This window comes from Blattabacterium cuenoti, from assembly GCF_014252255.1.
In the GTDB taxonomy this organism is placed as follows: Bacteria; Bacteroidota; Bacteroidia; order Flavobacteriales; family Blattabacteriaceae; genus Blattabacterium; species Blattabacterium cuenoti_J.
Window position 1 is genome coordinate 81,164 of the sequence record NZ_CP059213.1, and the last position, 14,493, is coordinate 95,656.

A 14,493-nucleotide genomic window follows, 5' to 3' on the forward strand; every position below is an offset into this window, starting at 1 on the left:
TTTTATATGGATTAAGTTCATTCTATGCATGGAAGAAAAAAATAAAAAATTTTTAAAAAATTTAATAAATAATGAAAATTATTTACATAAAAATATTTTTTTAATGAGTGATAAAGAAAAAATTGAAAAAATAGAAAAATATTTTTTTCAAATTATGAAAATATTAGGTTTAGATATGAACGACGATAGTTTACGTCGTACTCCAAAACGTGTTGCAAAAATGTTTATTCAAGAAATATTTAGTGGACTTAATCCAAATAATACTCCTAATATTTCTATTTTTGAAAATAAATATAAATATAATCAAATGCTAATAGAAAAAAATATAACAGTTTATTCTACTTGCGAACATCATTTTCTTCCAATTGTAGGAAAAGCTCATGTTGGTTATATTTCTAATGGAAAAGTTGTAGGACTTTCTAAAATTAATAGAATTGTAAATTTTTATGCAAAAAGACCACAAATTCAAGAACGTTTAACTATACAAATTGTTGAATTTTTACAAAAAATGTTACATACACAAGATGTAGCTTGTGTTATAGAAGCAAAACATTTATGTGTAAATTCTCGTGGAATTAAAGATATAGATAGTAGCACTATTACTACTAAATTAGTAGGATCTTTTCAAAAAAATTCAGAAATTCGAAGAGAATTTCTACATCATATTAAAATTTCTTAAAGAAAAAAAAAATATGAATGAAATATATAATTTAAAATTATATAATTCTTTAACAGGTCAAAAAGAATTATTTAAACCAATTCATAAAAAATATGTAGGAATTTATGTTTGTGGTCCTACAGTTTATAATAACCTACATTTAGGAAATTGTCGAACTTTCATATCATTTGATATTGTTTTTCGTTATTTAAAATATTTAGGTTATAAAGTTCGTTATGTTAGAAATATTACTGATGTTGGACATTTAGAAAATGATTTAGAAGATAAAATTTCTAAAAAATCTCGTATAGAAAAAATAGAACCTATGGAGGTAGTTCATAAATATACTCTTTCTTTCCATAATTTATTAAATATTTTAAATGTTCAACCTCCAAATATAGAACCAACAGCTACAGGTCATATAATAGAACAAATAGATATGATTAAAAAATTAATTGAAAAAAATTTAGCATATGAAGTAAATGGTTCTGTTTATTTTAATTTGAAAGAATATGAAAAATTATATTCTTACGGAATTCTTAGTAAGAATAAAATTGATAATCTTTTCAAAAAAAAATTAAATTTTTCATTAGAAAAAAAAAATCCACAAGATTTTTCTCTTTGGAAAAAGGCTTCTTCTAGTCATATTATGAATTGGAATTCTCCATGGGGAAAAGGATTCCCTGGTTGGCATATAGAATGTACTGTTATGAGTACAAAATATTTAGGAGAGACTTTTGATATTCATGGAGGTGGTATTGATCTAAAATTCCCTCATCATGAATGTGAATTAGCACAAGCTAAAGCTATTTATAATAATAAAAGTAATTTTGCTCATTATTGGATGCATACTAATATGTTAACTTTAAATGGTAAAAAAATGAGTAAATCAACAGGAAATTTTTTAGAAATAAAAGATATCATTCAATCCTATAAAAAACCTTTTTTTCCAAGCATTCTAAGATTTTTTATGTTGCAATCTCATTATAGAAGTGTTATGAATTTTTCAAATCAAGGACTTATAAATGCAGAAAAAGGATATAATAAAATTATGAATTCTATAAAAATATTAAAAAATTTTTCTCCAAAAATATCAAAAAAAAATAATAATATTTTTGATGTATCTCATTGGATTAATGATTGTCATAAAGCTATTAATGATGATTTTAATATTCCATTATTAATTTCTTATTTATTTAAAGCTACTCATTTTATTCATTCTATAAATGATATAAATATAGAAAAACATAACATAAATTTATTGAAAAAATATATGATTCATTTTGTTTTTGATATTCTAGGTCTTCAAGAAAAAGAAAAAAAAATAGAAAATAACTATCTTAGTTCTGAAAAAAAACTAAGAATACTTATCCATCGATTAATTAAATTTCATATGGAAGCAAGAAAACAACAAAATTGGATTATTTCGGATAGAATTCGTAAAGAACTATCATACATAGGAATATCATTACATGATGAAAAATTATTTTAATGCTTGATCTATATCCTCTATAAGATCTTCTACATTTTCTATTCCCATAGATAAACGAATAAGAGAATCCTGTATACCAGCATTCATTCTAATTTTTAAAGGAGTAGATTTATGAGTCATAGTTGATGGATGACAAATTAAACTTTTTGTTCCTCCTAAACTTTCTGCTAACTTAAATACATTAGTTGATGTAACAATTTTTTTTGCTGATTCTATTGTATCATTTTTTAAACTAAAAGAAACAATTCCTCCAAAATATCTTTGTTGTTTAACTGCTATTAAATGATTTTTATGATTTGATAATCCAGGATAATAAACTTTATCAATACAGGAATTTTTTTTCTTTTCTAAAAAAGAAGCAATTTGAAACGCATTTTTAGATTGTTTTTTAATACGTAAAAATAAAGTTTGACAACCTCTAATTGTTAACCAACAATCAATAGGAGACAATACTCCTCCACTTGCATTTTGTATATATTTCAATTTTTCATATAAATCTGGTTTTTTTACTGTAATCAATCCAGCTAACACATCAGAATGTCCTGATAAATATTTTGTAGCACTATGAATGATAATATCTGCACCTAACTTAAGAGGATTTTGAATAGCAGGAGAAGCAAAAGTATTATCCACTACAACCAATATTTTGGAATTTTTTTTCTTAGATTTATTACTAATATATTTTATATCAGATATTTTTAAAGTAGGATTTGTAGGACTTTCTAGCCAAACTAATTTTGTTTTATTAGAAATTTCAGATATAGCTTTTTCTGCATTAGTTGTGTCTACAAATTTAGTACTAATTCCTAATTTTTTATACAAATTCAATAAACGAAAAGTTCCTCCATAAATATCATCAACAGCTACAATTTCATCTCCACATTCTAATAATTTTAAAACAGCATCTATAGATGCTAAACCTGATGAAAATGCTAAACTAGCATAACCGTATTCTAAATCAGTAATTAAACGTTCTAATATTTTTCTTGTAGGATTATTTGTTCTTGTATAATCAAATCCTTTATGAACTCCAGGAGATTCCTGTACATAAGTTGATGTTTGATATATTGGTGTTGAAATAGCTCCTGTAAGAGGATCTGATAAAATATTTTGAATGAGCTTTGTTTCTTCCTTCATTATCATTGTATTGTAAATTTCATAATAAAATTGTATGTAAATAAAAATACAAATGTACTTAAAATGAAAATACAATTTTTATTAGAAAAATTATTTTCATTAAAAATAATACTTTTTTTTTGAAAAAAATATAAATTTGTTTCCTATTTTTTGATTATAAAGTAAATGATTTCAAAAAATTTATTATTCTTATTTTTATCTTTATTTTTATATAAAAATACAAGTAATACACTTGATGATATAAATAAGGATAAGAAAAATAAAATAAATATATCTCATACAATTTTTGAACATATAAATGATTCTTATGAATGGAATATTATAGGAAATCACAATAATGGAATTATTTTATATTTTCCTATTATTTTATGGAATCGTAATCATGGTTTAGAAATTTTTTCTTCATACAAATTATCAAATGGAAAAATAGTTAAAGGAAAATATGGATATTATAAAATTTTTCATGGAAAAATATATAATACTAATTCTATTGGAATAATTTATTTAAATTCAAAAGGGATTCCTATGAATAATAAACCTTGGGATTTTTCTATTACAAAAAATGTAATCGCTCTTTTTATTTCTTTTTTTTTATTATGTTACCTTTTTATTCGAATGAAACATAGCTATAAAAATGATAAAATTAAATGGAGTTTTGGTATTTTTTTAGAATTTTTAATTCTATTTATACGTGATAAAATAGCAATTCCAAATATTGGAGAAAAAAAATATAAGAAATATTTTCCTTTTTTATTAACATCATTTTTTTTTATATTATTTAATAATTTGATGGGTCTTATTCCAGTATTTCCAAATATTACAGGAAATATAAATATAACATTTGTTTTAGCTATAACTACATTTATAATAACTAATATAAATGCAAGTAAAAGTTATTGGAAGCATACATTTTGGACACCAGGGGTCCCAATAATAATTAAATTTTTATTAGCTATTATAGAGTTTATTGGAATTTTTATTCGTCCATTAACTTTATGTATTCGTTTATTTGCTAATATTACTGCTGGTCACATAATTATTTTAAGTTTTATTTGTCTTATTTTTATTTTTCAAAATTTTTTTATAGCCGGTTTTTCCATAATTTTCGGTTTTTTTATTTCTATGTTAGAAATTATGGTGTCTTTTTTACAAGCTTTTATTTTTACTACTTTATCTTCTTTACTTATAGGAATGTCTGTTAAAAATTATGAAAGTAAAACACATTAAAAATTAATTAATTAAATTATATGGATATAGATTTAACTTACTCTGGATTAGCTGCTTTAGGAGCAGGAATTGCTGTAATAGGAGCTGGATTAGGAATTGGAAGAATTGGAAGTTCTGCAATGGATGCTATTGCTAGACAACCTGAAGCTTCAGAAAAAATACAAAATGCGATGATTATTGCAGCTGCATTGATTGAAGGAGCCGCTTTATTTGGAATAGTAACTACATTACTAGCTGTATTTAAATAATAATAAAAATGGATTTAGTTACTCCTTCTATTGGATTGATTTTTTGGCATACTATAATATTTGTAACTCTTATATTATTTCTTTCCAAATTTGCTTGGAAGCCAATTATGAATTTTATTGATCAAAGAGAAAAAAAAATTGAAATGTCTATTAACAATGCATATAAAATAAAAAATGAATTAAAAAATGTAGAAAATCAAAAAAATAAAATATTAAAAGAAACTCATATAAAAAGAGATATGATTTTAAAAGAAGCTATTCAAATTAAGGAAAAAATAAAATTAGAAGCAAAAAAAGAAAGTATAATTGAAAAAAAAAAAATTATAGAAGAAACAAAAAAAAGTATTCAAATAGAAAGAAAAGCTGCTATTTTTGATTTAAAAAATCAAATAGGAGATATTTCTGTAAAAATAGCTGAAAAAATATTAAAACAAGAGTTATCTCAAATAAACAAACAATATAAATTTATAAAAGAATTGGTAGATAAATTATCTTAATTAACTAATTTAAATTTGATGGAATATTTTAAATAAATAAAAATGTTTTTAAATAAAAAAATAATTCAACATTACGCTAGAATTTTTTTTGAATATTCTATCATGAATAATAATAATTTAAATGATTTTTTTTATAAAAAAGTAAAAAAAATATCTTATTTATTATATAATCATTCATATTTAAATAAAATTATTAATACATCATTATTAAATTCTAAAAAAAAAATAGAAATTTTTAAAAAAATTCTTTATCCTTTTGATATTTCACTTTTTCAATTTGTAAAACTTTTAATTTTAAAAAAAAGAGAAACTTTTTTAAAAGAAATTTTTTTAAAATATCAAGAAATATATAAAGAGGAAAAAAAAGGTTTTATAAAATGTATTATTATTTCTACATTTTATTTAAGTATCGATATACAAAAAATGATTATATATCAAATTAAAAAACTTAATCCTAAGTATCAAAAAAAACAATTTCAAATCATTAATCAAATAGATAAATCTATTATTGGAGGTATTTTATTGCGGATAGGATACAAAGAATGGGATTTTAGTATTAAAAGTCAATTATATTATATTAAAAAAAATTTTAAATATTAATTAAATAAATATTTTATTTATATGTCAGATTTAAAATATTCAGAAATATCATCGATTCTTAAAGAACAATTATTAGATTTTAAATTTGAATCAAAATTATCTGAATCTGGTATTATTATTCAAGTAGGAGATGGAGTAGCTAGATCTGTTGGTCTAAATTCTGCTTTTTATGGAGAATTAGTAGAATTTAATAATGGAATAAAAGGAATAGTTCTTAATTTAGAAGAAGATCATGTTAGTATTGTTTTGCTTAGTTCATCAAAAAATATAAAAGAAGGAGATATAGTTAAAAGAACAGGAAAAGTTTTTTCTATAAAAGTTGGAGAAGGTATGTTAGGTCGTGTTATTAATGTATTAGGAAATCCTATTGATGGAAAAGGACCTATAGAAGGAAAATTGTTTGATATGCCTTTAGAAAGAAAAGCTCCAGGTGTTATTTACAGGGAACCTGTGAAAGAACCTCTTCAAACTGGAATTAAATTTATAGATTCCATGATTCCTATAGGAAAAGGACAAAGAGAATTAATTATTGGAGATAGACAAACTGGAAAAACAACAATAGCTATTGATACTATCATTAATCAGAAAAGATTTTATGAACAAAATAATCCGGTTTATTGTATTTATGTAGCTATTAGTCAAAAAGGTTCTACTATTGCTAGAATAGCAAACATTTTACAAGAAAAAGGAGCTATGCCTTACACAATAATAGTTTCATCAAACTCATCTGAACCAGCTTCTATGCAAGTTTTTTCTCCTTTTTCAGGTACTTCTATTGGAGAATATTTTCGTGATACTGGTCGTTCTTCTTTAGTAATATATGATGATCTGTCAAAACAAGCTGTTTCTTATAGAGAAATTTCTCTTTTATTACGACGTCCTCCTGGTAGAGAAGCTTATCCAGGAGATGTTTTTTATTTACATTCTCGTCTTTTAGAACGTGCATCTAAAATTATTAAAGATCAAAAAATGGCTGAAAAAATGAATGATATTCCAGAATCCATTAAAAAAATGGTAAAAGGAGGAGGTTCTTTGACAGCTTTACCTATTATTGAAACACAGTCTGGTGATATATCTTCTTATATTCCTACTAATGTCATTTCTATAACAGATGGACAAATTTTTTTAGAAAAAGATTTATTTCATTCTGGAGTACGTCCCGCAATTAATGAAAGTATATCTGTTTCTCGTGTAGGAGGATCTGCTCAAATTAAATCAATGAGAAAAATATCTGGAACTCTAAAATTAGATCAAGCTCAATTTAGAGAATTGGAATCTTTTTCAAAATTTGGTTCTGAATTAGATTCATCTACTATGGAAATTATAAAAAAAGGAAAAATAAATATAGAAATTTTAAAACAAAAGCCTCATTCTCCGTATGATATAGCAGATCAAATAGCCATAATTTATATTGGAACTAAAAATATTTTAAAAAATGTTTCTATTGATAAAATTTCAAATTTTGAAAAAGAATATCTTTTTTATTTAAAAGAAAAACATAAAGATTTATTAATTTCATTAAAAAATGGAATATTTGATGATTCAATATCTGAAATATTAGAAAAAGTAGCTTTAGAATTAAGTAAAAAATACGTATCCTAATTTTTTTTTATGTCTAATCCAAAAGAGATTAAAAGAAGAATATCATCTATAGAATCAGTTATTAAAACGACGGAAGCTATGAAAATGATCTCTATTGTAAAATTAAAAAAAACTAAAAATTTATTAATAAATGTTAAAAATTATTCAGATCATATAGAATTACTTTTTTCAGATTTTTTTTTAATAGAAAAAAAAGAAAATATTCAAAAAAATAAATTTTTTTTAATAGAAAAAAAAGAAAATATTCAAAAAAATAAATTATTTATTGTATTTACTTCTAATCGTGGATTATGCGGATCTTTTAATTCATCAATTTTTGAAAAAATTAATTTTTTATTTCAAAAAAATAATTATTCATATAATGAATGTATGTTTTTTTCAATTGGAAAAAAAGGATTTGACTTTTTAAGAAAAAGATATAAAATTTATGATAAAAAAAATAATTGGATTAATTTAATAGATGATTTTACTATAATTCATGATAATATTAAATTTTTAACAAAAAAATTAATTTTAAATTTTATAAAAAAAGATTTTTATTCTATTTATTTGATATATAATAATTTAAAAAATTCTTTATTTCAAGAAGTAATTATAGAAAAATTACTTCCAATAAATATTGAAAATTTTCAAAAAAAAAGAAAAAAAACAGAAATTAATTATCTTATAGAACCTTCTAAAAAGGAAGTATTTGATTATTTAATACCCAAATTTATAAATACAAAATTATTAAAGATTTTTTTAGAATCTTCTGTATCAGAACACACAGCACGTATGATATCTATGCATAAAGCCACAGAAAATGCATTGGATATAAAAAATAATTTAATATTAAATTATAATAAAGAAAGACAAACTATAATTACAAAAGAAATACTTGAAATTATTAGTGGATTAGAATCTTTAAATGAAAAAAAATAAATTATTATCAATTTTATTTTTTTTATAAATAGATTGTATATTATGAAATAATTATGGAAAAAATATTAACAGGAATTAGAAGTACAGGAACTCCTCATTTAGGAAATATTTTAGGTGTTATAATTCCATCAATCAATATTGCTAATAAAAATAAAAAAGATTCTTCATTTATATTTATAGCAGATTTACATTCTATGATTCAAATAAATAATATTAAAACAATAAAAAATAATATTTATCAAATTGCAGCAGCATGGTTAGCTTTTGGTTTAAATACAGAAAATTGTTTTTTTTATAGACAATCTGATATTTCAGAAGTAACGGAATTAGCTTGGTATTTTAGTTGTTTTTATCCCTATCAAAGACTGACATTAGCTCATTCATTTAAAAATGAAATTCAAAAAAAAAATAAAGAAAAAATTAGTTTAGGATTATTTTCTTATCCTATTTTAATGGCTGCTGATATTTTACTTTATAATGCCAAAATTATTCCTGTTGGTAAAGATCAATTACAACATATAGAAATAGCTAGACGAATAGCAAATTCTTTTAATAAAAAAATAGGTACTAAATTATTTTCATTACCTAATGCTTTTTTACAAAAAAAAACTATGTCTGTACCTGGAATAGATGGAGAAAAAATGAGTAAATCGAAAAATAATTTGATTAACATCTTTTCTTCAGATGAAATTTTAAAAAAACAAATTATGAGTATTCGTACAGATAATAAATCTTTAAAAGAAAAAAAAAATACTGAAACAGATTATATAATGTCTTTATATAAATTAATAGCAACTTCTGATAAAATTGTTAAAATGAAAGAAAAATATAAAAAAGGAGGATATGGATATAATGATGCAAAAATAGCTTTGTATGAGCTTATAATTTCTAAATTTGCAATAGAAAGAAAAAAATTTTTTTCTTTTATAAAAAAGGAATCTTTATTAGATCATATTCTTTTTTTAGGTGCTAAAAAAGCAAAAAAAATAGCTAGTGAAAGGTTGAATAAAATTAGAAAATATTTGAAATTAAACCCTTTAATTTAATAAAATTAATGTCATAATGACAGAAATAAATTATGGCAAATCTTTTGCTTTTTAACTAATATAGTTATGTTGAAAATATTTAATTATGGATATTCATCAAAAAAATACTGAAAAACAATCATATTCATCTAATTCATCTAATGATGCCTGTAATGTTGGATCTTTTTCTTGTTCAGATGAAATACAGGATCCATTGAAAAAAGAAATACAATTTTTGAAAGAAGAATTAGAAAAAGAAAAAAATAAGTTTTTACGTCTTTTTGCAGAATTTGAAAATTATAAAAAACGTATTAAAAAAGAAAGATTAGATATTTTTATAACAGTTCATGAACAAATTTTTATAGATTTAATTCCAATTTTAGATGATTTTGAAAGAGGAATTAAAGAGTTAAAAAAATATAAAGATGAATATTTAGTTCAAGGAATTTTTTTAATACAAGAAAAATTGATTAAAATTTTAAAAGAAAAAGGATTAAATAAAATAAAAATTAAAAAAGGAGATGATTTTAATACAGATTTACACAATGCTATTTCACAAGTTCCAGTTATTACAGAAAATTTAAAAGGAAAAATTATAGAAATTATAGAAGCTGGATATATTATTAAGGAAAAAGTCATACGACATGCAAAAGTTATAACCGGAAAATAAATTTTTATCTTCATGGTAAAAAAAGATTATTACGAAGTATTAGGAATTTCTAAAAATGCTTCTTTAGAAGAAATTAAAAAAGCTTATCGAAAATTAGCAATAAAATATCATCCAGATAAAAATTTGGATAATAAAAAAAAAGCAGAAGAAAAATTTAAAGAAGCCGCTGAAGCCTATGAAGTTTTAAGTAATACAGAAAAAAGAAAACGTTATGATAAATTTGGTCATTCTGGTGTGAAAGAAAGTGTTTCTGGTTCAGGAATGAATATGGAAGATATTTTTACGAATTTTGGAGATATTTTTGCAGATGCATTTGGAGAAGGATTTTCTAGTTTTGGATTTGGAAGATCTAATCGTCATAAAACTATTAAAGGAAGTGATTTAAGAATAAAAGTAAAATTGTCACTAGAAGAAATAGCTCATGGAATAGACAAAAAAGTTAAAGTAAAAAGATTAAAAATAGCCAAAGGAATAAAATTTAGAAATTGTTCATCTTGTAATGGAACTGGTCAAATTATACGTATTACTAATACTATTTTAGGAAGAATGCAAACAACTTCTCAATGTCATATATGTTCAGGTACTGGAAAAAATATTGAAAATATACCTTATGGAGCTAATAGACATGGATTAATTAAAGAAGAAGAATTGGTTAATATTAAAATTCCAGCAGGACTTACAGAAGGAATTCAACTGAAAGTTTCTGAAAAAGGAAATGAAGCTCCATTTGGAGGAATTTCTGGAGATTTAATTGTATTAATTGAAGAAATTCCTCATAATCAATTGAAAAGAGAAGGAATTAATCTTCATTATGATTTGTATATTTCTTTTCCAGATGCAATATTAGGAGCCTCAAAAGAGGTTCCAACTATTAATGGTAAAGCAAGAATAAAAATAGATGCAGGAACACAATCAGGAAAAACTCTTAGATTAAAAAATAAAGGATTACCTAATATTGAAGGATATGGATATGGAAGTCTTTTTATTCATGTTAATGTTTGGACTCCAAAAAAAATTAATGATGAACAAAGAAAATTTTTTGAAAAAATGAGAAAAAATGAAAATTTTTTTCCACATCCCGGTAATTCAGAAAAATCATTTTTTGATCGTGTAAGAGAAATGTTTTTTTAAAAAAAAAGAAAAATATTTTTTTTTGCATAAATTTTATATATTAATATTCTTTTATTTTTATTAAAATAATAATTATCATATTAATAATAATTTATGCAAAAAATAGTAGCAGTTGGACTTTCAGGAGGAGTAGATTCAAGTGTCGCTGCATTAATTCTTAAAAAGAAAGGTTATAAAGTTATTGGTTTATTTATGCATAATTGGGAAGAGGAAGATTATGTTGATAATAAATGTAATACTTGGAAAGAAGATATAATTGATGCTATGTTGGTGTCTCAACAATTAAATATACCTTTTCAAGTAATTGAAATGAAAAATGAATATAAAAAATATGTAATTAATTACATGTTTAATGAATATAGTTTAGGAAAAACTCCTAATCCAGATATATTATGTAATAGAGAAATTAAATTCAATTTTTTTTTAAAAAAAGCTATTGATTTAGGAGCGGATTGTATTGCTACAGGACATTATGTATATAAAAAAAAAATTATAAAAAATAAAAAAATAATTTATCGTCTTTTAATAGGAAAAGATCTTAATAAAGATCAATCATATTTTTTATGTCAATTAACGCAATATCAATTAAAAAAATCCTTATTTCCATTAGGATTATTAACAAAAAATCAAGTTAGAAAAATAGCACATCAAAATGGATTACATAACGCTCATAAAAAAGAATCACAAGGTCTTTGTTTTGTAGGTAAAATTAAATTATCAAAATTTTTACAAAAAAAAATTCTTCCTAAAAAAGGAGAGGTAATTTGTATTACAACTGATTCTTTTATAGATAAAGAAAATAAATCCTTTTTTTCTAAGGAAGAAGAATTATTTTTTTTATCTAGAAAAAAAAAATATAAAAAATCAGATGGAAAAGTAATTGGATATCATCAAGGAGCTCATTGTTTTACTAAAGGTCAACGTAAAGGAATATCTTTAGGTGGTTATTCAGAACCTCTTTTTGTTATTGAAACCGATGTTAAAAACAATATTGTTTATACTGGAATAGGTAAAAAACATCCAGGATTATATAGAAAATATTTATTTATTCAAGAAAAAAATATTCATTGGTTAAGGGAAGATTTGAGTATTAATGAAGGAGAAAAAATGGATGTATTTTGTAGAATTCGTTATAGACAACCATTACAGAAATCCAAATTATACAAAATAAAAAAGGGAATGTTTATTGAATTTGAAAAAATGCAATGTGCTATAACAGAAGGACAATTTGCTGTTTGGTATCTTGGAAAGGAATTGATAGGATCAGGAATTATTTATTAAATTTTTAAAAATTTAAAAATTTAATTTTTTTTAAAAAAAAACTATTTTTTTTTATTATTAACAATAATACGTTGTAGATAGAATTTATGATTATAAACTTTACAATATATTCATAAATTAATTATAAAAATGATTATTTTATAAAAATAAATACCTAAAAAATTCTTTTATATAATCTATTTTTTTCATATTTTTGCATATTATATAATTCATTATTTGAATGGATTTTTATGGAAAATATATTCAATTTTAAATTGAGTATTATTTTTTTTATCCCTACTAATCAGTAGGGCTTTTTGATTTATAAAATATCTCATGAAAAAAAGGATTAACAATTTTAGTAAAAATATAACAAATGAGCCAAATTTACCAGCTGCACATGCTATGTTATATGCTACAGGAATGAAAGAATTAGATTTTTGTAAAGCTCAAATAGGAATAGTAAGCAATTGGTTCGATGGAAATCCTTGTAATATGCATTTAGATAAATTAGCTAAAAAAATAAAATTATCGATTTTATCTCAAAATTTAATAGGATTTCAATTTACAACTATTGGTGTTAGTGATGGAATTACTATGGGGACATCAGGAATGAGATATTCTTTACCTTCTAGAGAATTAATAGCGGATAGTATAGAAACAGTAGTTAATGCACATTATTATGATGGAATAATTGCTATTCCTGGATGTGATAAAAATATACCAGGAGTTATGATTGCACTACTTCGATTGAATCGTCCCTCTATTATAGTATATGGTGGAAGTATTTCTTCAGGTTATTATAATGGTAAAAAATTGGATATTGTTTCTTCTTTTGAAGCTTTAGGAAAAAAAAATACTTGTAAAATCACCGAAAAAGAGTACAAAAATATTGTTAAAAATTCTTGTCCAGGTCCAGGAGCTTGTGGAGGTATGTATACCGCAAATACTATGGCTTCTGCTTTAGAAGCTATGGGAATGATGCTCCCTTATTCATCTTCATCTCCTTCTATAAGTGAAAATAAAAAAATAGAATGTAAAGAAGTTTCTATATATATTAAAAAACTTTTAGAAATAGGAATAAAACCAAAAGATATCGTAACTAAATCTTCTATAGAGAATGGAGTAAAATTAGCGATGGCTTTAGGAGGTTCTACAAATTTAATTTTACATTTTTTAGCTATTGCTAAATCTGCAAATATTAATTTTTCTTTAAAAGACTTTCAAAGAATAAGCAATCAAGTTCCTCTTATTGGAAATTTAAAACCAAGTGGAATTTTTTTAATGGAGGATATTCATATGTATATAGGAGGAATGCCTGTTATTATAAAATATTTATTAAATGAAGGAATATTATCAGGAGATTGTATAACTGTTACGGGAAAAACGTTATATGAGAATATGAAAAATGTTCCGAATATAACTTTTAATCAAAAAATTATTCATCCTTTATATAATCCTATTAAAAAAAATGGACATATTAGAATTTTATATGGAAATCTTTCTCCACAAGGATCAGTAGCTAAAATTACTGGAAAAGAAGGGACTATTTTTCGTGGAAAAGCTAATGTTTTTAATTCAGAAAAAGAAGCTAATCAAGCTATTTTGAATAATAAAATTTTACCTGGAGTTGTAATTGTTATTAGATATGTTGGTCCAATGGGAGGACCTGGAATGCCAGAAATGTTAAAACCAACATCTTACATTATGGGATCTGGTCTAGGTAAAAAAGTAGCTCTTATTACAGATGGTAGATTTTCAGGAGGATCACACGGATTTGTTGTTGGACATATTACTCCTGAAGCACAATCTGGAGGATTAATAGCTTTAATACAAAATGAAGATTTTATTACAATAGATGCAGAAAATAATACTATTACTCTTGAAGTAGAAGACCAAGAAATACAAAAAAGAAAAAACCTATGGAGTCCTCCTTTATTAAAAGTTAAAAAAGGATATTTATATAAATATATAAAAACGGTATCTTCAGCATCTGAAGGATGTATTACAGATCAATTGTAATTG

The 14,493-nt window shown here is 23.0% G+C and carries 14 protein-coding genes; 13 read left to right on the forward strand and 1 reads right to left on the reverse strand.

Annotated features, from left to right (window positions below):
• Positions 1–28 precede the first annotated feature (28 nt).
• On the forward strand, positions 29–679 hold the full coding sequence (gene folE / locus H0H41_RS00335; RefSeq protein ID WP_185872276.1) for a GTP cyclohydrolase I FolE: 651 nt from the start codon (positions 29–31) through the stop codon (positions 677–679).
• A gap of 13 nt (positions 680–692) precedes the next feature.
• Entirely contained in the window at positions 693–2,150 is a 1,458-nt protein-coding gene (cysS, locus tag H0H41_RS00340; RefSeq protein WP_185872277.1) for a cysteine--tRNA ligase, read from the forward strand.
• Here the strand turns inward: cysS and H0H41_RS00345 are convergent.
• Complete coding sequence (locus H0H41_RS00345) at positions 2,142–3,287, reverse strand: trans-sulfuration enzyme family protein (RefSeq protein ID WP_185872489.1); 1,146 nt, start codon at positions 3,285–3,287, stop codon at positions 2,142–2,144. The genes cysS and H0H41_RS00345 overlap by 9 nt on opposite strands.
• A 165-nt stretch (positions 3,288–3,452) precedes the next feature.
• Between H0H41_RS00345 and atpB the strand changes: the two genes are divergently transcribed.
• From atpB to ilvD, 11 genes are all read left to right on the forward strand, one after another.
• Positions 3,453–4,514, forward strand: coding sequence for a F0F1 ATP synthase subunit A (atpB, locus tag H0H41_RS00350; RefSeq protein WP_185872278.1), 1,062 nt, complete (start codon positions 3,453–3,455; stop codon positions 4,512–4,514).
• A gap of 20 nt (positions 4,515–4,534) precedes the next feature.
• The gene (gene atpE, locus H0H41_RS00355; RefSeq protein ID WP_185872279.1) at positions 4,535–4,762 is read left to right on the forward strand and encodes an ATP synthase F0 subunit C; all 228 of its coding nucleotides are present in this window, start codon (positions 4,535–4,537) and stop codon (positions 4,760–4,762) included.
• An 8-nt stretch (positions 4,763–4,770) separates the two neighbouring features.
• Positions 4,771–5,259 carry a F0F1 ATP synthase subunit B gene (gene atpF, locus H0H41_RS00360; protein ID WP_185872280.1) on the forward strand — a complete coding sequence of 163 codons (489 nt, stop codon included), beginning with the start codon at positions 4,771–4,773 and terminating at the stop codon, positions 5,257–5,259.
• 42 nt (positions 5,260–5,301) lie between these two features.
• Positions 5,302–5,859, forward strand: coding sequence for an ATP synthase F1 subunit delta (gene atpH, locus H0H41_RS00365; protein ID WP_185872281.1), 558 nt, complete (start codon positions 5,302–5,304; stop codon positions 5,857–5,859).
• 21 nt (positions 5,860–5,880) lie between these two features.
• Positions 5,881–7,461 carry a F0F1 ATP synthase subunit alpha gene (atpA, locus tag H0H41_RS00370; RefSeq protein WP_185872282.1) on the forward strand — a complete coding sequence of 527 codons (1,581 nt, stop codon included), beginning with the start codon at positions 5,881–5,883 and terminating at the stop codon, positions 7,459–7,461.
• 9 nt (positions 7,462–7,470) lie between these two features.
• Positions 7,471–8,382: an ATP synthase F1 subunit gamma gene (atpG, locus tag H0H41_RS00375; RefSeq protein ID WP_185872283.1), complete on the forward strand. Its 912-nt coding sequence runs from the start codon at positions 7,471–7,473 to the stop codon at positions 8,380–8,382.
• A 53-nt stretch (positions 8,383–8,435) separates the two neighbouring features.
• Entirely contained in the window at positions 8,436–9,428 is a 993-nt protein-coding gene (gene trpS / locus H0H41_RS00380; protein ID WP_185872284.1) for a tryptophan--tRNA ligase, read from the forward strand.
• Positions 9,429–9,513: 85 nt separating this feature from the next.
• Positions 9,514–10,077: a nucleotide exchange factor GrpE gene (locus H0H41_RS00385; protein ID WP_185872285.1), complete on the forward strand. Its 564-nt coding sequence runs from the start codon at positions 9,514–9,516 to the stop codon at positions 10,075–10,077.
• 12 nt (positions 10,078–10,089) lie between these two features.
• Positions 10,090–11,208: a DnaJ C-terminal domain-containing protein gene (locus H0H41_RS00390; protein WP_185872286.1), complete on the forward strand. Its 1,119-nt coding sequence runs from the start codon at positions 10,090–10,092 to the stop codon at positions 11,206–11,208.
• 93 nt (positions 11,209–11,301) lie between these two features.
• Entirely contained in the window at positions 11,302–12,489 is a 1,188-nt protein-coding gene (gene mnmA, locus H0H41_RS00395; RefSeq protein WP_185872287.1) for a tRNA 2-thiouridine(34) synthase MnmA, read from the forward strand.
• A 315-nt stretch (positions 12,490–12,804) separates the two neighbouring features.
• Positions 12,805–14,490 carry a dihydroxy-acid dehydratase gene (gene ilvD / locus H0H41_RS00400; RefSeq protein WP_185872288.1) on the forward strand — a complete coding sequence of 562 codons (1,686 nt, stop codon included), beginning with the start codon at positions 12,805–12,807 and terminating at the stop codon, positions 14,488–14,490.
• Positions 14,491–14,493: the final 3 nt, after the last annotated feature.